This is a genomic window from Streptomyces sp. NPDC052040 (assembly GCF_044548405.1).
GTDB lineage: Bacteria > Actinomycetota > Actinomycetes > Streptomycetales > Streptomycetaceae > Streptomyces.
This window is the reverse complement of sequence record NZ_JBIUBV010000003.1, coordinates 444,057-463,726: the sequence shown is the minus strand read 5'-3', so window position 1 is coordinate 463,726 and position 19,670 is coordinate 444,057. Positions and strand designations below refer to the sequence as shown.

Here is a 19,670-nt window from a genome sequence, read left to right as displayed (position 1 = left end):
TTCCCGCACCCTGTGGACAATCCGGAGGCCGGGGGCGGGACGTCCAAGGCCGGTTGATGGAGAGTGTGTTCGCGGCCAGGTGTGCGGCTCGCGCGCGTCCGGCGGGCGCTCCGCGCTGTTCGAGCAGGAGGCCGCGCGCCCGGGATCAAAAGGTGAGCACCGCTCTGGCCACCCTCCCCTCGCGCGTGTCGGCGGCGGCCTTCTCGTAGTCCTCCACCGGGTAGGTCGCGGTCACCAGTTCGTCCAGCAGCAGGCGGCCCTCGCGGTACAGCCGGGCGTAGAGGGCGATGTCCCGCTGGGGGCGGGAGGAGCCGTAGCGGCAGCCCAGGACGGACTTGTCCAGGTAGAGCGACGAGACCAGGAAGGACGCCTCCGCCGTCGCGGGCGGCACACCGAGCAGGACCGCCTGCCCGTGGCGGTCCAGGGAGTCGATCGCGGCCCGGATCAGCTCCACCCGGCCGACGCACTCAAACGCGTGGTCGACGCCCATCGGCAGAAGGTCCCTCAGCTCGCGCACCGAGGAGAGGAAATCCGTTGCACCGAACCGACGTGCCACCGCCTCCTTCGCCGGGTTGGCGTCCACCGCCACGATGCTGGACGCGCCCGCGATCCGGGCGCCCTGGCAGACGTTGAGGCCGATGCCGCCCGCCCCGATGACGAGGACGGTGTCGCCCTGCCCCACCCGGGCGCGGTTGAGCACGGCGCCCACTCCGGTCAGCACACCGCAGCCGATCAGCGCGGCCGAGGTCAGCGGGATGTCCTCGGGGATGCGTACGGCCTGGACCGCCCGCACCAGGGTGCGGTCCGCGAAGGCCGAGTTCGACGCGAACTGGAACACCGGGCGGCCGCCCCGGCTGAACGGCCGGCCGGGACGCCCGATCGCCGCCCGGCACATCGTCGGGCGGCCCCGGTCGCACTCCGCGCAGGTCCCGCAGTTCGCCAGGGTGGACAGCGCCACATGGTCCCCGGGCCGGACATGGGTGACCCCGTCCCCCACCGCCTCCACCGTGCCCGCGCCCTCATGGCCGAGCACCACGGGCACGGGGAAGGGGATGGTCCCGTCCACCACGGACAGATCGCTGTGGCACAGCCCTGCCGCCGCGAGCGCCACCCGCACCTCGCCGGGACCCGGGTCCCGCAGCCGCAGATCGTCCACGACCCGCGCCCGGGTGCCGTCGTAGACCACGCCCCGTATCCCGCCTGGCATCGAAAGCCTCCTCAGGCCACCGGGCCTCTTGCCTTGGGTTCTCTGGGATCTCTGGGATCTCTGGGTTCTCTGGGTTCTCTGGGCAGGCCGAGCACGCGCTCGGCGATGATCGTGCGCTGGATCTCGTCCGAGCCGCCGTAGATGGTGTCGGCGCGGCCGAAGAGGAACAGATGTTGGTCCGCGTCCAGTTGGTACGGGTTCTCCGGCGTGCGGTCGGCCGGGCCCGCCGCCCCCGCGGCGCCGCGCACCAGCATCGCCAGTTCGCCGAGCCGCTGGTGCCAGCCGCCCCACAACAGCTTCGCGACGCTGGGGGCGCCCGTGTCCGCCGGGCCGCCCAGGGTGCGCAGGGCGTTCCAGCGCATCGCCCGCAGCTCCGCCCACTGGGCGATGAGCCGGTCGCGCAGGACGGGGTCCTCGGCCGCGCCCGTCGCCACCGCCGTCCGCAGGACCTCGCCCAACTCCCCTGCGAAACCGATCTGCTGGGCCAGGGTGGAGACGCCCCGTTCGACGCCGAGCAGGCTCATCGCGACCCGCCAGCCCTCGCCCTCGCCGCCGACCACGTGCTCGGCGCGGGCCGTCGCCCCGTCGAAGAAGACCTCGTTGAAGTCGCTCGTCCCGGTGAGCTGGCGGATCGGGCGGACCTCGATCCGGCCGGGCTGGTCCATCGGAACGAGAAGGAAGGTCAACCCCCGGTGGCGGCGGCCCTCCGGGTCGGTGCGGGCGAGGACGAAGCACCAGTCCGCCTCGTGGGCCAGGGAGGTCCAGATCTTCTGGCCGGTGACCCGGTAGGTGCCCGGGGTGTCGCGTACGGCGGCGGTGCGGACACCGGCCAGGTCGGAGCCCGCGCCGGGCTCGCTGTAGCCCTGGCACCAGAGTTCGTCACCGCGCGCTATCGGGGGCAGGAAGCGGGACTTCTGCTCCGGTGAGCCGTGGGCGAGGAGGGTGGGGCCGAGGAGGTTCTCGCCGATGTGGCCGGACCGGGGCGGCGCGCCCGAACGGGCGTACTCCTCCGCCCATACGACCTGCTGGGTGAGGGTGGCGCGGCGGTTGCCGTAGCCGTCCTCCGCCCAGCCGAGGCCGATCCAGCCCGCCGCACCGAGCGTACGTTCCCATTCGCGCCGGTCGGTGCCCGACGCCGTGCCCGGGGCCACGCCCGGGGCGCCGCCCGACGCCGTGCCCGGGCCCAGCTTGGTGCGCAACCAGGCCCGCGCCTCGGCCCGGAAGGCCCGGTCCTCGGGATGGGGGCCGAACTCCACGGTCACCGCCTCCGGTTCTGTGGTCCAAGGGGTCCTGTGGTCCTGTGGTCCTGTGGTGCTGCGCTGCGGCCAGGGTCTACGTGCTCTACGGCTCCCCGGCACGGGCCCGTCCCGGTGGGGCGCCCGGCGGGGCGCCCGGTGGCGCCTCACGCGTTGGGGCGATCCCCCTCCCGGGCCGCCCGTTCCATCGACTCCAGTTGCGCGAGGAGGGGCATCGGGTCCGCCCCCACGGTGCCGCTCAGGATGTCGGCGATCCGGTCCGGGCTCCAGGGGCCCTCCGCATAGGCCGCCCGCAGCTCCCTGGGCTGGGCCCAGACCGCGAGCTTGGGACCCGCGATCGTGTACACCTGCCCGGTGATGCGCTGGTCCCGGGCGTGGTCCGACAGCAGATAGACCACCAGCGCGGCCACGTCCTCCGGTTCGCCGATCTCCTTCAGCTCCAGGGGGACGTTCGCCGACATCCGGGTGCGTGCGACCGGTGCCACCGCGTTGGCCGTCACCCCGTACTTGTGCAGGCCCAGCGCCGCGCTGCGGACGAGGGAGATGATGCCGCCCTTCGCCGCGCTGTAGTTGGCCTGGGCGACCGAGCCCTGGTGGTTGCCGCTGGTGAAGCCGATCAGGGTGCCCGAACGCTGGGCGCGCATCACCGCCGAGGCCGCGCGGAACACGGTGAAGGTGCCCTTGAGATGGGTGGCGACCACCGGGTCCCACTCCTCCTCGGTCATGTTGAACAGCATCCGCTCGCGCAGGATGCCCGCCACGCACACCACCCCGTCCAGACGGCCGTAGGAGGCGAGCGCCTCGTCGACCACCCGGCGGCCGCCCGCCATCGTGGCGATGTCGTCGGCCACGGCGACGGCCTCGCCGCCCGCGGCCGCGATCTCCTCGGCCACGGCCTCGGCGACGGCGCTGGTGGGCGCGGCTCCCTCCACGGACACCCCGAGGTCGTTGACGACGACCCGGGCTCCCTCGGCCGCCGCGGCCAGCGCCACCGCCCGTCCGATCCCGCGGCCCGCGCCGGTCACGGCGACGACCTTGCCCGCCAGGAAGTTCCCCATGCCCGGCCCCTTCCCGTCGTTTCTGACGGTCCGTTAGATTTCTGATTCTACGGCCCGCCACCCGCTCGGAGACAAGCCCCGGGGAGGTCCCATGTCACTGCCGACCGAGTTCCACGAGATCGCGGGACGCGTCAACAACTGGGGGCGGTGGGGCGAGGACGACGAGATCGGGACCCTGAACCTCATCACCGACGCGACCGTGCGGGAGGCCGCCGCCTGCGTGCGGAGCGGCCGACGCGTTCCGCTCGCGCTGCCGCTGCGGCAGGACGGGGTGCAGACCGGGGTGATCCCGGGGCGGGTCAATCCGCTGCATGTCATGGTGCAGATCAACCAGGAGCTGTTCGGACCCGGCACCGTGGCGTGCAGCGACGACGCGGTGACCATGGGGCTCCAGGCAGGCACCCACTGGGACGCGCTCAGCCATGTCTCGCACTCCGGGCTGCTCTACAACGGGCGCCCGGCCGGGACCGTCACCGCGCACGGGGGCGCGGAGTTCGGGGGGATCGACAAGCCGCGGCACCTCGTCTCCCGGGGTGTCCTGCTGGACGTGGCCCGCACGCTCGGCCGGGACCGGCTGGCCGGGGGGCATGCCGTCACTCCCGAAGACCTCGACGCGGCGGAGGAGTTCGCGGGCACCCGGGTGCGGCCGGGGGACATCGTGCTGGTGCGGACGGGGCAGATCCGGAGCCTCCTCGCGGGCGACCGGGAGGCCTACGCCCATCCGTCGCCGGGGCTGTCCGTGCGCACCCCGGAGTGGTTCCATGCGCGCGATGTGGCGGCCGTCGCGAACGACACGCTCACCTTTGAGATCTTCCCGCCCGAGATCGAGGACCTGTGGCTGCCGGTCCATGCGCTGGACCTGGTCGAGATGGGGATGCCGCAGGGGCAGAACTGGAATCTCGAAGAGTTGTCCACAGCCTGTGGAGAAGCGGGGCGCTACGCCTTTCTGCTGTCGGCGACACCCGAACCCTTCACCGGTGGCACGGGCGCACCCGTCGCACCGGTGGCGATCCTCTAGACACGCCGAACGATTCACTCAGAACGACGCCGGGCGAGTCGCCACCGCCAACCGAATCGCCACCATCAGCCGAATCACCGCCGCCAGGCGAACCGCCGCCACAAAGTGAACCGGATGGCAGTACGCCCCTGCCCGCCCCGAGCGCGTCAGCGCGCACCGCCATCCGGCATCGGCGTGCCCGCCCCGCTCCCCGGACGGCCCGGCGGGGCCGCCCGGCCCTGTGGGAGCCGTCGCCGCGTCACGATCCGCACTCGTCGAGGGCCCCGTCGTCACGGCCCTCGTCGTCCCCTCACGGCGCATCGCTGCACTCCAGCGTGATCAAACAGACACGTGGCGTCAACAGCCGTCAGGGATTTCCTCGCGTCCGCGCTTGTCACGGCGGTGCGCACGGAAGCACGTCCCGGCGCATCCACGGCCGTCCCGCCGCGGACACCCCTCGCCGTGCGGCCGCACACCCGGGCGCATGCGCCCACGAGCACCACACCGACACCGGGCACTCCCCGCGTCACAGAGCCGGACCGCGACCACTCCCCGCGTTACAGAGCCGGACCGCGACCACTCCCCGCGCCACAGAGCCGGACCGCGCCGCCCTCCATGCCGTAGAGCCGGACCGCTCCGCTACACCGCTCCGTACGCCAGGTCGGCGAGCGCCACATCCGTTGTGCAGGCCGTGATCCGGCCGCCCACCTTGGCGGCGCAGCGGTCCACCTCGCACCAGATGAGCTTGCCCGGACCCTCCGGGTCCCAGCCCCAGCGATCGGCGAGGCCGTCCACCAGTTCCAGCCCGCGGCCGCCGGTCTCGTCGCCCCGGGCGTGCCGGGGGGCCGGGGGGCGGGCGCTGGCGTCGGCCACTTCGAGGCGTACGGTGCCGCCCGGGGTGCCGGAGGCGTCGTCACGGACGCCCGTCAGGAGCAGGCGCAGCACGGCGGGGCAGCCGGTGTGCACCACGGCGTTGGTGACGAGCTCGGAGACGAGCAGGATCAGGGTCTCGGCCAGCGGCTCGTCCGCGCCTATCCCCGATCCGGCGAGCCGGGAACGCGCCCACCTGCGGGCTCGCCCCACCTCCGCGGGGTCGGGCCGGATCTCCAGCTGCACTTGAAGCACCTGCACCGCTCACACCATCCGAACCGGCGGACACATCGCCTCGCGCCTTGCGAGCGCCACGATCGTGGTCATCGTCTGCATGGCAGGAACCAGGATCACGGACCGTGATTCCCTTGCACGACAGCATGGTTGACGTACAGTCACCCCAACAAGCGCTTCGGGCATATTCCAGCGCGAAGGAGTACGCGTACGGCATACTGTGCGACGCTTGCCACGGGGAGTCGAACAGGCAAATGCGGGGTTTCGCACCGCCCCGCGAGCGGCACGCATCGCCGGGTCCGGCGCCGCCACAGGGGCCGCACCGGTCGGGCTCGTGCTCGGAACCGCTCGCATCCCACACAAGGTACCCGAGCCCCGCGCCGACTCCAGCCCGTGACAAGTCACGCGTAGGACACAACCCGGTATCAACGCTCCGTGATTCCGTACCGCCACAACCCGCAACATCCCCACCGGGCCGACCCGAAGAATGCCTGCACAAAGGGCGTTTACACCTCTCCAGACAGAAGATCATCAGCAAGAGTTTCGTCACTCTGCGTAGATACACCCATACGATGGGTCCGCACCCAGGCCCGCTTGAGGAACAGATGCACCTCGGACTCCCAGGTGAAGCCCGTTCCCCCGTGGACCTGGAGGCAGTCGCGCGCGCCGCGGACGGCGGCCTCGTCGGCGAGCAGCCGGGCCGCGGCGATGTCGAGAGGGTCGGCGGTGACGGCGGCGGCGTAGACGGCGGCCCGGGCCGTCTCCACCCGCACCAGGCTCCGCGCGCACAGCCGCTGGACCGACTGGAAGGCGCCGACCGGCCGCCCGAACTGCTCCCGGGTCCGGGCATACGCCACCGCCAGCTCGCAGGTCCTGGCGGCGCCGCCCAGTTGTTCGGCGGCGGTGAGCAGGACGGCCGCCGGGTCGGGCGTGGCGGGGGCCCGGCCCACCCGGTGCAGGGGGGTCAGCGGGTCCACCGAGCGGAGGGGTACGGCGCCCTCCGCGTCCCCCCGCACGACGTCCGCCTCGGCCAGCCACTCCACCAGACCCCCGGACACCGCCGTGACCACGGTCCCGCCGTCGGCCGCGCCCGCCACCTCACCGGCCGCCAGATGCGTGGCCACCAGCGGCCCGGGCAGCAGCGCCCGGCCCGCCTCCTCGAAGGCGAGCACCGCCTCGGGAAGCCCCAGCCCGACCCCGCCGGCCGATTCCGGCAACCGCAGCGCGAACAGGCCCGCGGCGCCCAGCTCGCGCCAGAGCGCCCGGTCCAGGACGCCGGGGCGGGCGGCGGCGGCCCACAGCGCGTCCCGGCCGAAACGGCCCGCGAGCAGCGCCCGTATGCCCGCCCGCAAGGCACGCTGGTCGTCGGTGAGTTGGAAGCGCACGGATGAGTCACCGCCCCTTCGGCAGCCCCAGGATGCGTTCGGCCACGATGTTCTGCTGGATCTGCGAGGTGCCCGCCGCGATGGTGTACGACAGCGAGGACAGCCGCTCCAGGGCCCAGGGGCGGTCGAGGTCCAGGGAGTCGGGGCCGAGGATCTCGGCGGCGGCGTCGAAGAGTTCCTGCCGGGCGTGCGAGTACCGCAGTTTGAAGACCGAGCCGCCCGCGCCGGGCGCTCCCCCGGTGCGTTCCGCCTCGCTCACATTCCACTGGGTGAGCCGCCACAGGGCGCGGAACTCCGCGTTCAGCCTGCCCAGCCGCCGCCGGAGCGGGGTGTCGTCCCAGCGGCCGTCCGCCCGGGCCGCGCGGGCGAGTTCGCGCAGCAGCCGACGGCAGGCCACCACCTCCCCGGCGAAGGCCGTGCCGCGCTCGAAGGACAGGGTCACCAGGGTCACCCGCCAGCCGTCGTTCTCGGCGCCGACCCGGTTGGCCACCGGCACCCGCACCTCGTCGAGGAACACCTCGGCGAACTCGTGCGACCCCGCGAGGGTGCGCAGCGGGCGTACGGTGACGCCCGGCGCGTCCATGGGCATCGCGAGCCAGGTGATGCCCCGGTGTTTCGGCGCGCCGGGATCCGTGCGGACCAGCAGTTCGCACCAGTCGGCCACTTCGGCGTGCGAGGTCCAGAGCTTGGACCCGCTCACCACGTAGTGGTCGCCGTCCCGGCGGGCGCGGGTGCGCAGCGAGGCCAGGTCGGAGCCCGCCCCCGGTTCGCTGAACCCCTGGCACCACACCTCCTCGCCGCGCAGCACGGGCGGCAGCCAGCGCGCCCGCTGCTCGGGGGTGCCCTCGGCGGCGATGGTCGGGCCCGCGTGCAGCAGCCCGACGAAGTTGGCGCCCACATAGGGCGCCCCCGCCCGCTCCGTCTCCTCCAGGAAAATCAGATGCCGGGTGGGGGTGGCGCCGTGGCCGCCCGCGTCCACGGGCCAGTGCAGTCCCGCGTATCCGGCGTCGTGGAGCGTCCGCTGCCAGTCGAGGTCGTAGGCGCGGCGGGCGGGCCAGTCGTCGGGGGGCGGCTTCGGGGGCAGCCCCGGCAGCGTCCTCGCCAGCCAGGCCCGCAACTGGGCACGGAACTCCGCCTCCTCGGGCGAGTCGGTGAGGTCCACTAGCAGTCCGGGGCGGACGCAGGTGTCCTGAATGTCGCCAGTGTCATGGGTGTCATGGGTGTCATGGGTCCGGGTGCCTCCCCTGGCGGCAGACATGAATCTGACACTTCATCAGGTCTGCGGGGCAGAGTAGCTCCGCGCCCCTGGACCGGCAAGGCGACCGGTTCTACGCTCCCGCACTATCTGACGTACCGTCAGGCGATAGGACAGGGGGCGATGTGAACGACACCGCGCGGGCGCTGGGTGCGTCCCGGACGCTGTGGGAGCTGGCTGCCCGGCGGGCCGCCCTCACCCCCGACCGGCCCGTTCTGCTCCAGGACGACCGCTCGCTGACCTTCGGGGAGCTGTGCGAGCGGGCCGAGCGGGTGGCCGCCGGGCTGTACGGGATGGGTGTGCGCCCCGGGACGGTGGTCGCCTGGCAGCTGCCCACCCGGATCGAGACCGCCCTGCTGTCCTTCGCGCTGGCCCGCCTCGGGGCCGTGCAGACCCCGGTCATCCCCTACTGCCGGGACCGCGAGGTCGGCTTCGCGCTCCGCCGGACCGGGGCGGAGTTCTTCGCGGTGCCGGGCGTCTGGCGGGATTTCGACCATGCGGCGATGGCACGGCGGCTCGGCGCGCGGGGCGTCTTCCGGGTGTACGGGAGCGAGGACCTGCCCGACGGGGACCCGGCCGTACTGCCGCCGCCGCCCGCCGACGGCACCGCGGTCCGCTGGATCCACTGGACCTCGGGGACGACCTCCGACCCCAAGGGCGTGCTGCACACGGACCGTTCCCTGCTCGCGGGCGGGTCCTGCCTCGCGCACGCACTCGGCCCGTCCGAACGCGATGTGGGCTCCATCGCCTTCCCGTACGCGCACATCGGCGGGCCCGACTACACGGTGATGCTGCTGCTGTACGGCTTCCCTGCGGTGCTGTTCGAGCGGTTCGCACTGCCGGACGCGCTGGCGGACTGCCGTCGGCACGGGGTGACGGTGGCGGGCGGATCCACCGCCTTCTACGGGATGTTCCTCGCCGAGCAGCGCGGGCGGCCCGGGTCCCGGATCGTGCCGACCCTGCGGCTGCTGGCGGGCGGCGGGGCGCCGAAGCCGCCCGAGCTGTACCACGAGGTGGTCCGCGAGCTGGGGGTGCAGCTCCTGCACGGGTACGGGATGACCGAGGTGCCCATGATCACCATGGGGCGGCCGGACGACTCGGCCCACCAGCTGGCGACCACCGAGGGGCGGCCGCCCGAGGGGATGGAGATACGGATCGTCGGCGGGGAGGTGCGCCTGCGGGGGGAGGCCGTGTGCCGGGGGTATCTGGACCCGGCGCAGACGGCGGAGGCCTTCGACGCGGACGGGTTCTTCCGCACCGGCGACCTCGGGCATCTCACCGGCAGTGGGCATCTGGTGCTCACCGGGCGCCTGAAGGACGTCATCATCCGCAAGGGGGAGAACATCTCCGCCCGGGAGATCGAGGACCTGCTGCACGGCCATCCGGCGGTGCGGGACGCGGCGGTGATCGGGCTGCCCGACCGGGACCGCGGCGAACGGGTCTGCGCCGTGGTGGAACAGCCGCCCGGCGCCCCGGAGTTGACCTTGGCGGAGGTCGTCTCGTATCTGCGCGCCGAGGGGCTGTCCGTGCACAAGCTGCCGGAGCGGCTGGAGGTGGTGGACGCCCTCCCGCGCAACGACACCCTGCGGAAGGTGCTCAAGTACAAGCTGCGGGAGCGCTACTCGGGCACGGTGAAGTAGCGGGCGAACGCAGCCACGATCTCGCTCTCCTCGACCCGGCCGTCGCCGTCGGTGTCGAGCGAGGCGGCGGTCGACCGGGCGAGGTCCTCCGGCACTCCGAGCGCCCCGAGGACGCGGGCGGTCTCCTCGACCGTGGCGCGGCCGTCGTGGTCGCCGTCCGCGACGGCCAGGGCCGCGTGCAGGAAGGGGCGGGCGATCTCCGCAAAGCGCTCGGGGTTGTCGCGCAGCCGCTTGACCGCGCCGCCCACGAACTCCGCGCGGCTGATGCGCTGGTCGCCGTCCCGGTCGGCGATACCGGCCATGCCCTGCCAGAACGCCTCGCCACCTGCGTAGAGGGCCTGCCCCCGCTCGGACCGGGCGGGGGTGCCGAACTCGGTGAGCACGGCCTTGGCCGCAGCGCTGAAGTCCTCGCGGTCGATGTAGCCGTTGCCGTCCTGGTCGAACGTGGCGAACCGGGCGGCGATCCTGCGCTCGTACTCGGTGCTGACCATGGTGTTCTGAGGCCGCCTTACATGAATCGGGGGTGCGTCTCGCAGGGAGCGTACGACGCCGGGGGACACGGGGAGCCGGAAAACGACGCTTGTACCAAGACCGCGGGAATTCCGGGACAACAGTGTGGCTGTACGGGGAGGTTTCCCGGACCGGCCCGGCGACGCTCCCCTGCGGTCCGGGGCGCTTGAGTCACAGCAGGGGCGCGCGGGAGGGATGCGCATACGCGGCGCAGGGGGCTCACAGGGGTGGCGCCGGGGCATACGGGAGTGGGCGCCGGGGCGCAGGGGGCCCGGTGAGCAGGCATACGGGACCGCCGCGGGGAGGTTGCCCGGAGGGGGTCACGCCGACAGGGGGCGCGCCTCTTCGTCGGCGGCCGAGTCCGCGTTCGCGTAGACGTCGAAGAGGCGGCGCACGCCGAGGGCCGCGAGGACACGGTTGACGTGGGCGCCCTCCGCCGCGCCGGTCGGGGGCAGGACGATTCTGAGCCAGCCCTGACAGGAACGCATCAGTCTCCGGGTGGCGATGAGCACACCGACGCCGCTGGAGTCGCAGAAGACGACCTCCGACAGGTCGAGGACGACCCGGTGGCGGCCGTCGGCCACCGCGTCGTGCACCCGCTGGCGCAGCACCGGCGAGGTCACCAGGTCCAGTTCGCCCGCGACATGGAGCACGGCCCAGTCGCCGCGCTGCTTGTGGGTCACCTTGAGCGTCACCGCCACGCCTCCCGTTCGCGCGCGTTCCGACAAAAAACGGAAGCCACTCCTACGCTTCCTTTCAGCGCGGCTGCCCCAACGCATCTTTATGAAACACCGAACTATTGATCGAAAGCGCGTGGCAGATGAGCCAACCCGTCGCCGCACCCGCCCCTGCCCCTATCACCTGCGGCGCGTCAAGGGGCGCACATTGCTGCAAAGGGGCGTGCGCGCTCCTGTGTGCCGACTACATTCGAGGAGACGGGGATCACAGGCTGGACCGGAGCACCGGAACCGGGCACGACCGGAGGGGAGGGGCCGTATGACGGCGGGGGACGCACCGCTCGGCTGGGACCGCAGGATGCGGCAGCGGCTCCTCCGCGGCGAGGCGGCCGCCCTCGGCGAGTGCTACGACCGGTTCGCCTCACTGGTGCACGGGCTCGCCCACCGGGTGCTCCGGGACGAGGAGGCGGCGGACGGCATCACCCGTGAGGTGTTCGCCCAGGTCTGGGAGCACCCCGGGGAGTACGACCCGGCCGAGGGCCCGCTGCGCTCCTGGGTCGCCCTGCTGACCCACCGGCTCGCCGTGCGGCGGCTGCGCGCCGCGCTCGCCCGGGACGGCCGGGGCACCCCCGAGGAGCTGGAGCGCACGGTGCGCCGCGCCTCGGTCGCGGCCCGCGCCGACTACATCGTCACCGCCATGCCGGTACCGCTGCGCACCGCCCTGGAGCGGGCCTACTTCCAGCGCCGGGACTACCGCCAGACCGCCGCCGACCTCGGCATCACGGCCGACGAGGCGCGCCGCCGCCTCCGCCTCGGCCTCCAGTTGCTCGCCACGGCCCACGACAGCGGCCCCTCGGACGCTCCGGACGAACCGGGGGCCGCGTGAGCACCGGGCAGGGACGCTGCGAGGAGGCGGACCGCTCCCCGGGGGCGGTCCGCCGCGACGAGGCACCCGCGCGGCCGCCGGACCATGGGGTGCTGAAGTCGCTGCTCGGAGCCTGGGCGCTCGCCGCGTGCTCGGCGGAGGAGACCGCGGCCGTGGAGGAGCACCTCGGCGGCTGCGGCCCGTGCGCGGACGAGGCGCGGCGGCTGCGCGAGGCCGTGGGCCTGCTCCAGCGCCCGGAGAGCCTGGACCTCGACCCGGGCCTGCGCACCCGCGTCCTGGACGGCTGTCTGGAGCGCCGCCCGCCCCGGGTGCCGGTGCCCGACTGGGCCGGTCCCTATGACACGGAGACGGCGCGGCTGGACTCCCTGCTCCGGGACATGGGCGACGCCGAGTGGCACGCCCCCGTACGGCTGCGGTGGTTCGACGGCACCGGACCGGCGAGCCGTCGTACGACCGTCGCCGGGGTGATCGCCCATCTGCTCTCCGTGGACGGGCTGGTGGCGGTGGCGCTGGGGATGGAGGACCCGCTCGCGGGCTCGGCCGCCGGAACCGCGACACCGCAGGAGCGCACCGAGGCGTACTGGCGCGACGCCCGCACCCCGCCGACCCGGTCCGTGCGCGTCCCCTGGCGGGAGCAGAGCCGGAGCCTGGTGCGGGCCGTGTCGTTCACCGGCGGGGACCGGGAGACGCCGGTGGACTACGGCGGCTTCGCGCTGCCGCTGCCGGACGCGCTGCTCGACCGGGCCTTCGAGTGCTGGATCCACGCGGAGGACATCGCCGAGGCGGTCGCCTATCCGTATGAGCCGCCCGCGCCGCGCCATCTCCACCGGATGGTCGATCTGGCGGCGCGGATGCTCCCCGGCGCCCTCGCGGCCCGGCGGCGGACGGGTGCGGCCCCGCCCGCCCGGCATCTGGTACCGGTGGGCGGGCCGGGGCGGAGTGTGCGTCTGGAGATCGAGGGGTCCGGCGGCGGGCAGTGGCTGATCCCGCTGGACTCACCGCCGGGCGCCGACGCCTCCGCCGGGCACGAGGTGGCGCACCTCGCGCTCGACGGAGTGGAGTTCTGCCGGCTGGCCGCCGGTCATGTGCCGCCCGAGGAGGCGGCCGCGGGCCGGATGGGCGACCGGGAGGCGATCAGGGACGTGCTGGGCGCGGCCGCGTCCCTGAGCCGGATGTAGGAGCCGGTTGCGCAGGAGCCGGATGTAGGAACCGGTTGCACGAGCCGGATGCGGGCGGGACCGGATCGACACGGGCACGGGCACCGGCACCGGCACCGGCACCGGCACCGGCACCGGCACCGGCACCGGCACCGGCACCGGCACCGGCACCGGCGAGAGCCTTACGCGAAGACCACCGTGCGGCGGCCGTTCGGCAGGATCCGGCGCTCGGCGTGCCACTTGACCGCGCGGGCCAGCGCCTGGCACTCCACGTCCCGGCCGACCGCCACCAGCTGGTCGGGGGTGACGTCGTGGCCGACCCGCTCGACCTCCTGCTCGATGATCGGGCCCTCGTCGAGGTCGGCGGTGACGTAGTGCGCGGTCGCGCCGATCAGCTTCACCCCGCGGGCATGGGCCTGGTGGTACGGCTTGGCGCCCTTGAAGCTCGGCAGGAAGGAGTGGTGGATGTTGATGATCCGGCCGCTGAGCTGCTTGCACAGGTCGTCGGAGAGCACCTGCATATAGCGGGCCAGCACCACCAGCTCGACATTCCGCTCGCGGACCAGTTCGAGCAGCCGCGCCTCGGCCTCCGCCTTGGTGTCCTTCGTCACAGGGATGTGGTGGAAGGGGATCCCGTAGGAGCCCACCAGCTCGGCGAAGTCCGTGTGGTTGGACACCACGGCCGCTATCTCGACGGGCAGCGCACCGGTCCGGGCACGGAAGAGCAGATCGTTCAGGCAGTGGCCGAACCTGCTGACCATCAGGACGATGCGCATCTTCTCGTCGGCCCGGTTGATCTGCCAGTCCATGTGGAAGGAGTCGCCGATCGCCGTGAAGCTCGCGCGCAGCTTGTCCACCGTGACCGGCGCCTCCGCCGAGAAGTGGACCCGCATGAAGAACAGTCCCGTGTCCTGGTCGCCGAACTGCTGGCTGTCCACGATGTTGCAGCCGGTCATGAAGAGATAGCTCGACACGGCGTGCACGATGCCCTGCTTGTCCGGGCACGAGAGGGTGAGGACGTACTGGTCGGCGGGGACCACGGCCCGGGAGGTCTGCTCACTCATGCAGGCCAGGGTCTCATGACCGGGCGCCCGGACGGGGTGCCGTTCCGACACCCGGACCGGCCGGTGGACGGCCGCGCCCCGGGTGGGCCGCCCGCCCCGGCGGACGGCTAAGCCGTCCGCGTCAGGATGCGGAGCACCTCCAGCGTCCGCGGCGGCGTGTCCGGCTCCTCGCCGTCGCTCGTGGCGAGCCGCACATGCGCGTCCCGGGCCGCCCGCACCGCCTCCGGCCATCCCTGGTGGTCGAGATACGCGTCGACCGGCGCGTCCGGGCCGACCTGGTGCATGATCCGCAGCACCCGCAGCACGGCGGTGTCCACGAGGGCCGCCTCCTGGGAGTCGCGGAAGATCGTGCCGACGTACTTCTCGGCCGACCAGCTGTCCAGCCAGGTGTCCTCGACCAGGCGGTACACGGCGTCGGTGACGTCGCCGTACCCCTCGACCCCGGCCAGCCACACGTCCCGCTGGAACACCGGGTCGGAGAGCATGTGCAGCGCGGAGCGCACATTGCTGCGCCAGCGCCACCACGGCATGTCGTTGGTTGGCATGCCGCCCATGGTGAACGAGCGACGGCCGCGACGGGAAGAGTTCTCCGAACCTTGCACGGTCATCGATCGTACGTTCCCTGTGAAATCCGGATCATCGACCCCCGCAATTCACCTCTACATCACCTTCGGCTCACCGGAGGTCACTCCCGGGTTAGCTGTGTGGCGGAATCGTGCCTGTCCATGACCGGCAGGCGACGCACCAGCACCTCCTCCTCCCGCCCCCGCCTCCAGAGTTCCGTCCGCAGAAAAGCGTCTCCCCGCGTGCGGACTGCCCTGCTCTCGGCGGCCGCGCTGGTGGCGGTCGGGTCCATCGCCGCCGCATGCGGTGTCGTCCCCGGCACCGCGGGCGGTTCCGCGGACGGCACCGTCACCGTGATGACCTGGGCGCCCGAGAAGACCTCGGCGACCAACAAACCCGGCATGCCCGCGATGGCCAAGGCCTACGCCCGCTACGTCAACGCGCACGGCGGCCTGGCCGGCCACCGGCTCAACGTCCTGACCTGCAACGACCACAACGACTATGTGGGCGCCGCGAAGTGCGCCCGCACCGCCGTCAAGGAGAACGTGGTCGCGGTCGTCGGCTCCTACAGCCAGTACGCCTCCTCCTTCCTCTCCCCGCTGGAGTCGGCGGGCATCCCCTACATCGGCGGCTACGGCCTCACCGACGACGAGTTCAAGAGCGTGCTCTCCTACCCCGTCAACGGCGGGCAGCCCGCGCTGCTCGCCGGTCTCGGCGAGGAGCTGGGCCGCGACTGCGGCCCCGTCGCCCTGGTGCGCCCCGACACCATCGCGGGCGACCAGCTGCCGCTGCTGCTCGACTCCGGGCTCTCGGCGAGCGGCCACACCCGGGCCGCGGACGTGCGGGCCGCCGAGGACGCCACCGCCCTCGACGACCAGGCGGAGCAGGCACTGCGCAGGGCGACCGTGAACCCGCAGGAGAAGGGGTGCGTGGTGCCCTCCCTCGACGAGCGCACCGGCACCTTCATGGACTCCTTCCGCCGGCTGAGCGACTCCTACCCGGCGGTGCGCACGGCCTCCGTCCTGGGCAGCGTCGACCAGTCGGTGATCGACGCCTCCGGCGGCGGGTCGGGACCGTACGAGGGCGCCTACGTCACCAGTTGGTACCCGGAGGCCACGGACGCGCGCTGGGACCCGATGAAGAAGGTGATCCAGGAGCAGGCCTTCGGCGACAACCGGATCGATCCGGCGGACGCCGGGGTGCAGACCACCTGGATCGCGTACACCGTCCTCGCGAAGGCCGTCGAGTCGCTCGGCAACGGCGAGGTCTCCGCGCGGACGATCCGCGCGGCCCTCGACAACGGCCTCCAGGTGAACACCGGCGGTCTCACCCCGCCCCTGCGGTGGCGCTTCCAGGACCTGACGGCGGTCGTGGACTTCCCGCGCCTGATCAACTCGGACGTGACCTTCCAGGTGGTCCGCGACGGGCGGCTGGTGGGCGCCCGCAAGGGCTTTGTGAACGTGTCGAAGATCCTGGAGAACTCGGCCGCCGACTCCGAGTGAGCGACCCGCGGGCCCGGGGGCTCAGAGCTGGGTCGGCTGGCGCGGGGTCAGGCCGTAGTCCTGGGCGATGGCGTTCCACAGGTTCGCGGCCTTGGCCTTCTCGGCGCTGGCCGTGCCGCTGGCGCGGTTGCCCGCCGCGGTCTGGCCGGTGGTGTGCGCCTGGCCCTTCGCGCAGGCCTTCTTGTTGCCCGAGACCTGGTCGGCCCAGGCCGCGTAGTGGGTGTCGGCGGCCGCGGAGGCCTTCCAGGCGCTGGTGAGGGCGGCGGTCAGCTCGCCGTGGCGGGCCAGCTTGTCGACCGCGAGCCCGGACAGCCGGTTGACCAGCTCGTTGCGCTGCTGCGCCGCGTCACGCAGATCGCCCGCGGCCCCGTCCAGGTTCTGGCAGGCCTTGACGTCGGCCACCGCCTTGATCACCGCGCCGCGGCTGTTGCCGCTGTCGTCGAGGAGCTTGTCGAGCGCGACGGCCTGCGCCTTGGCCCCGTCGCCGCCCGGCGCGGAGGACGAGGAGTCCGAGGCCGGTCCGGTCGCCGCGACGGAGGAGCTGTCGTCGCCCTTGCTGTCACCGCCCCCGCCGCCGAGCAGCGCGCCCGCGCCGATGCCGAGGACGATGATGCCGGTGCCGACGGCCGCGATCAGCGGGACGCGCGAGCGGCCGCGGCCCCCGTCCTCGTCGCCGCCGCGCCCCGCGGCCCGGCCCGGGGGCATCCCCGAGGCGTCCGCGGGGTCGAAGCGCGGCAGGTTCTGGGTGGAGGCGGGGCCGCCCGTGCCCTCGCGGAAGAGGTTGTCGAAGACGGGCGGCGGCCCGGCGGCGGCACCCGGGGTGCCGTAGGGGGCGGGGCCCTGCTGCCCGGGGACGGGCGGAAGGTACTGCGTGGCCGCCTGCGCGTCCGGGCCTGCGGCGGGCACCGCCCCGGCCCGGCCGAGGTACTGGGTCGCGTGGTCCCCCGGCTGCTCCGGCGGCAGGGCTCCCGCGCCGACCGGCGGAATGTACTGGGTCGCCCCCTCGGCGGGGACCGGCGGGATGTACTGCGTCGCGCCCTCGTCGGGCCCTGCGGGCACCGGGGGGATGTACTGCGTGGCGCCCTCGTCCGCGGGCGGCATCGGCGCGCCGTGCTGCGGGGCCCCGCCGTGCGTCCCGTACGGCGACGGGTGGGCGCCCTCGGGCGGCAGCGGTCCGCCGCCCTGCTGCGGCACGGAGGCACCGCCCCAGGTGGACCGGGGATCCTGGGGCTGCCGCTCCCAGGACGGCTGGGCGTCCCAGGACTGGCCCGTGTCGGCGCCCCAGCGCTGGGTGGCCGGATCCTGCTGCTGATCCGGGCCCCACGGCCGGTCCCAGCTCTGCCCGCCCGTCGGAGCGGCCTGACCACCGGGGGCGCCGTGCGGTCCGCCCGTCGCGTTCGGCAGCAGGGGTGCACCGCCGTCGGAGGGCAGCACGATGCCTTCGCGCGCGGGCCGCGCCGAGGGCTCCTCGCCCTGTCCACTCTGCGTCACCGGGACTCCTACGATCGGGGGAACCTACGGAATCGTCGGCTCACGCTACCGGGTCCCCGGAACCGGGTGCCACGCAGCACGGGCCGAGCGTCCCGCCGAGAGCGGGGGGAATCACGCGAGCCGCCACAAACCGCCGGGGACGGCATTCCCGCCACGGCGAGTTCCCCCGTTCCCCGCCGGAATTCCCCCCTCCGGGGCATGACTTCCGCCACCCGCGCGAGAGGTCCCGCCGTCACCCACGGCAACGCAGTCGAGCCCCGGCCGGATGACCGTCACCCACGGCAACGCCGCCGGACCCCGGCCGGATGACCGGGGCCCGGCGGCGGCGTGGGTGACTACGCCGCGGCGGACAGTTCCATGCGGGCGCCGAACTCCCGTACCACCGCCTCCTCCCGGTACGGCTCCAGTCTCTGCTGGAGGTCCTCCAGATACTCGGCGCCGCGGTTGGAGCGCAGGGTGCCGAGGAGTTCCACGGCCTTCAGGCCGGTGTGGCAGGCCTGTTCCACCTCGCGCCGCTGCACCTGGGCCGTGGCCAGCAGCACATAGCCGATCGCCCGGCGCCGGGCCCGGGAGGCGGGGTGCCCGGCGAGGGACTCCTCCGCACAGCGCGCCGCGGCCTCGGCCTGGCCCAGGTCCCGGTGGCAGTGGGCCAGTTCGTCCGACAGATAGGCCCGGTCGAAGTGGGCGATCCAGACCGGGTCGTCCCCGGCGGCCGGGTCGGCGGCCTCCAGCGACGACACCGCGCGGCCCGCGGCGAGCTGGGCGGCGCGCGCGTCCCCCATCAGGGCGTGCCCGCGCGCCTCCGCGGCATGGAACATCGCCTCCGCGCGCGGGGTGACCCGGCCGCGCGCCCCCTCCTGGGCGGCCCGCGCCAACTGCGCGATCTCCCGGGGGTTTCCGAGCTGGGCGGCGAGATGGCTCATGGAGGCGGCGAGCACATAGCCGCCGTAGCCGCGGTCGCCCGCGGCCTGGGCGAGCCGCAGCGCCTGGATGTAGTAGCGCTGGGCAAGTCCGGGCTGTCCGGTGTCGACCGCCATGTAACCGGCGAGTTCGGTCAGCCGGGCGACCGCGGCGAACAGGTCGCGCCCCACGGCCTCCCGGTAGGAGCCGGCCAGCAGCCCCGAGACGACGCTGTTGAGATAGTGGACGACGACCGGGCGGACGTGCCCGCTGCCGTACTGGTGGTCCAGTTCGACCAGGGCCTGGGTGGTGGCGCGCACCGCGGCCACGTCCGAGGGGCCCACCCGCGGCCCGGCCGACCGTGCCACCTGCGCGTCCGGCGCGGAGATCAGCCAGTCCCGGCTGGGCTCGACCAGTGCCGAGGCGGCCACCGACGAGCCGGACAGGAAGTCCCGGCGGCCGACGTCGCTGCGCCACAGCTCGCAGACCTGCTCCACGGCGCCGAGCACCGTCGGCGAGAACTGGAGGCCCACCCCGGACGCGAGGTTCTTGCCGTTGGCCATGCCGATCTCGTCGATCGTGACCGTGCGGCCCAGCTTGCGGCCGAGCGCCTCGGCGATGATCGCCGGGGCCCGGCCCCTCGGCTGCTGCCCCCGCAGCCAGCGGGCCACCGACGTCTTGTCGTAGCGGAGATCGAGACCGTGCTCCGCGCCGCACATGTTGACCCGGCGGGCGAGCCCCGCGTTCGAGCAGGCCGCCTCCTGGATGAGCGCCTGGAGTCGTTCGTTCGGCTGTCGTGCGACGAGTGGCCTGGCGGCCATGGCGTACCCCCTTGGCTGCGGTGCCTGCTCACGCACCGAGTTGACGTGCCTTCGACGGCCGGACCACCAGGAACTCCCTTCCCGCGTACCGAAAGGATCCGGCCTTGAAGATCGATGCCCAGCGGACATGCCTCTGATGCGAGACATGTGAGGATTGCCGGGTAAAGCCTGCTGCGACACCCCCCTCACCTGGTTA

At 73.4% G+C, this 19,670-nt stretch carries 17 protein-coding genes; 5 read left to right on the top strand and 12 right to left on the bottom strand.

The window, feature by feature from the left end; translation table 11 throughout:
* Nucleotides 1-145 precede the first annotated feature (145 nt).
* The 3 genes from ACIHAA_RS10435 to ACIHAA_RS10425 all read right to left on the bottom strand — a co-directional run bounded on the left by ACIHAA_RS10435 (nucleotide 146) and on the right by ACIHAA_RS10425 (nucleotide 3,521).
* The gene (locus tag ACIHAA_RS10435) at nucleotides 146-1,195 is read right to left on the bottom strand and encodes a Zn-dependent alcohol dehydrogenase (RefSeq protein WP_399815457.1); all 1,050 of its coding nucleotides are present in this window, start codon (nucleotides 1,193-1,195) and stop codon (nucleotides 146-148) included.
* Between the two features lie 23 nt (nucleotides 1,196-1,218).
* Nucleotides 1,219-2,463 (bottom strand): acyl-CoA dehydrogenase family protein, encoded by a 1,245-nt coding sequence (locus ACIHAA_RS10430; protein WP_399815456.1) that lies wholly within the window; start codon nucleotides 2,461-2,463, stop codon nucleotides 1,219-1,221.
* Between the two features lie 146 nt (nucleotides 2,464-2,609).
* Nucleotides 2,610-3,521: an SDR family oxidoreductase gene (locus tag ACIHAA_RS10425; RefSeq protein WP_399815311.1), complete on the bottom strand. Its 912-nt coding sequence runs from the start codon at nucleotides 3,519-3,521 to the stop codon at nucleotides 2,610-2,612.
* Between the two features lie 91 nt (nucleotides 3,522-3,612).
* Here ACIHAA_RS10425 and ACIHAA_RS10420 point away from each other — a divergent pair, with 91 nt between their 5' ends.
* Complete coding sequence (locus ACIHAA_RS10420) at nucleotides 3,613-4,539, top strand: cyclase family protein (RefSeq protein WP_399815309.1); 927 nt, start codon at nucleotides 3,613-3,615, stop codon at nucleotides 4,537-4,539.
* Between the two features lie 618 nt (nucleotides 4,540-5,157).
* On the opposite strand, the gene ACIHAA_RS10415 is transcribed toward ACIHAA_RS10420, so the two are convergent.
* The 3 genes from ACIHAA_RS10415 to ACIHAA_RS10405 form a co-directional block, all read right to left on the bottom strand.
* On the bottom strand, nucleotides 5,158-5,649 hold the full coding sequence (locus tag ACIHAA_RS10415) for an ATP-binding protein (protein WP_399815308.1): 492 nt from the start codon (nucleotides 5,647-5,649) through the stop codon (nucleotides 5,158-5,160).
* 479 nt (nucleotides 5,650-6,128) lie between these two features.
* Nucleotides 6,129-7,007: an acyl-CoA dehydrogenase family protein gene (locus ACIHAA_RS10410; RefSeq protein ID WP_399815306.1), complete on the bottom strand. Its 879-nt coding sequence runs from the start codon at nucleotides 7,005-7,007 to the stop codon at nucleotides 6,129-6,131.
* 7 nt (nucleotides 7,008-7,014) lie between these two features.
* Entirely contained in the window at nucleotides 7,015-8,169 is a 1,155-nt protein-coding gene (locus ACIHAA_RS10405; RefSeq protein WP_399815454.1) for an acyl-CoA dehydrogenase family protein, read from the bottom strand.
* A 218-nt stretch (nucleotides 8,170-8,387) separates the two neighbouring features.
* Between ACIHAA_RS10405 and ACIHAA_RS10400 the strand changes: the two genes are divergently transcribed.
* Nucleotides 8,388-9,902, top strand: a complete 1,515-nt coding sequence (locus tag ACIHAA_RS10400) for a class I adenylate-forming enzyme family protein (RefSeq protein ID WP_399815304.1) — start codon at nucleotides 8,388-8,390, stop codon at nucleotides 9,900-9,902.
* Here ACIHAA_RS10400 and ACIHAA_RS10395 read toward each other — a convergent pair.
* Entirely contained in the window at nucleotides 9,881-10,393 is a 513-nt protein-coding gene (locus ACIHAA_RS10395; RefSeq protein ID WP_399815302.1) for an EF-hand domain-containing protein, read from the bottom strand. The genes ACIHAA_RS10400 and ACIHAA_RS10395 overlap by 22 nt on opposite strands.
* 339 nt (nucleotides 10,394-10,732) lie before the next feature.
* On the bottom strand, nucleotides 10,733-11,113 hold the full coding sequence (locus tag ACIHAA_RS10390; protein ID WP_399815300.1) for an STAS domain-containing protein: 381 nt from the start codon (nucleotides 11,111-11,113) through the stop codon (nucleotides 10,733-10,735).
* 295 nt (nucleotides 11,114-11,408) lie between these two features.
* On the opposite strand from ACIHAA_RS10390, the gene ACIHAA_RS10385 reads away from it, so the two are divergent.
* Both ACIHAA_RS10385 and ACIHAA_RS10380 read left to right on the top strand, forming a co-directional pair.
* A complete protein-coding gene (locus ACIHAA_RS10385; RefSeq protein ID WP_399815297.1) occupies nucleotides 11,409-11,975 on the top strand; it encodes a sigma-70 family RNA polymerase sigma factor in 567 nt (188 codons plus the stop codon).
* A complete protein-coding gene (locus tag ACIHAA_RS10380) occupies nucleotides 11,972-13,153 on the top strand; it encodes a maleylpyruvate isomerase N-terminal domain-containing protein (RefSeq protein ID WP_399815295.1) in 1,182 nt (393 codons plus the stop codon). Before ACIHAA_RS10385 ends, ACIHAA_RS10380 begins: the two co-directional genes overlap by 4 nt.
* A gap of 161 nt (nucleotides 13,154-13,314) precedes the next feature.
* On the opposite strand, the gene purU is transcribed toward ACIHAA_RS10380, so the two are convergent.
* The gene (purU, locus tag ACIHAA_RS10375) at nucleotides 13,315-14,196 is read right to left on the bottom strand and encodes a formyltetrahydrofolate deformylase (protein WP_399815293.1); all 882 of its coding nucleotides are present in this window, start codon (nucleotides 14,194-14,196) and stop codon (nucleotides 13,315-13,317) included.
* Between the two features lie 107 nt (nucleotides 14,197-14,303).
* Complete coding sequence (locus tag ACIHAA_RS10370) at nucleotides 14,304-14,804, bottom strand: hypothetical protein (protein ID WP_399815290.1); 501 nt, start codon at nucleotides 14,802-14,804, stop codon at nucleotides 14,304-14,306.
* A gap of 117 nt (nucleotides 14,805-14,921) precedes the next feature.
* Here ACIHAA_RS10370 and ACIHAA_RS10365 point away from each other — a divergent pair, with 117 nt between their 5' ends.
* A complete protein-coding gene (locus tag ACIHAA_RS10365; protein WP_399815287.1) occupies nucleotides 14,922-16,262 on the top strand; it encodes an ABC transporter substrate-binding protein in 1,341 nt (446 codons plus the stop codon).
* A gap of 21 nt (nucleotides 16,263-16,283) precedes the next feature.
* Here the strand turns inward: ACIHAA_RS10365 and ACIHAA_RS10360 are convergent, their stop codons facing one another.
* Nucleotides 16,284-17,753 (bottom strand): hypothetical protein, encoded by a 1,470-nt coding sequence (locus ACIHAA_RS10360; RefSeq protein ID WP_399815284.1) that lies wholly within the window; start codon nucleotides 17,751-17,753, stop codon nucleotides 16,284-16,286.
* 335 nt (nucleotides 17,754-18,088) lie between these two features.
* Nucleotides 18,089-19,474, bottom strand: coding sequence for a transcriptional regulator (locus ACIHAA_RS10355; RefSeq protein WP_399815282.1), 1,386 nt, complete (start codon nucleotides 19,472-19,474; stop codon nucleotides 18,089-18,091).
* Nucleotides 19,475-19,670: the final 196 nt, after the last annotated feature.

Excerpts from the sequence above, each read along its gene's own strand:
- ACIHAA_RS10370 (WP_399815290.1), bottom strand. The coding sequence starts at position 14,804 with ATGACCGTGCAAGGTTCGGAGAACTCTTCCCGTCGCGGCCGTCGCTCG.
- ACIHAA_RS10355 (WP_399815282.1), bottom strand. The coding sequence starts at position 19,474 with ATGGCCGCCAGGCCACTCGTCGCACGACAGCCGAACGAACGACTCCAG.
- ACIHAA_RS10395 (WP_399815302.1), bottom strand. The coding sequence starts at position 10,393 with ATGGTCAGCACCGAGTACGAGCGCAGGATCGCCGCCCGGTTCGCCACG.
- ACIHAA_RS10425 (WP_399815311.1), bottom strand. The coding sequence starts at position 3,521 with ATGGGGAACTTCCTGGCGGGCAAGGTCGTCGCCGTGACCGGCGCGGGC.
- ACIHAA_RS10385 (WP_399815297.1), top strand. The coding sequence starts at position 11,409 with ATGACGGCGGGGGACGCACCGCTCGGCTGGGACCGCAGGATGCGGCAG.
- purU (WP_399815293.1), bottom strand. The coding sequence starts at position 14,196 with ATGAGTGAGCAGACCTCCCGGGCCGTGGTCCCCGCCGACCAGTACGTC.
- ACIHAA_RS10420 (WP_399815309.1), top strand. The coding sequence starts at position 3,613 with ATGTCACTGCCGACCGAGTTCCACGAGATCGCGGGACGCGTCAACAAC.
- ACIHAA_RS10365 (WP_399815287.1), top strand. The coding sequence starts at position 14,922 with ATGACCGGCAGGCGACGCACCAGCACCTCCTCCTCCCGCCCCCGCCTC.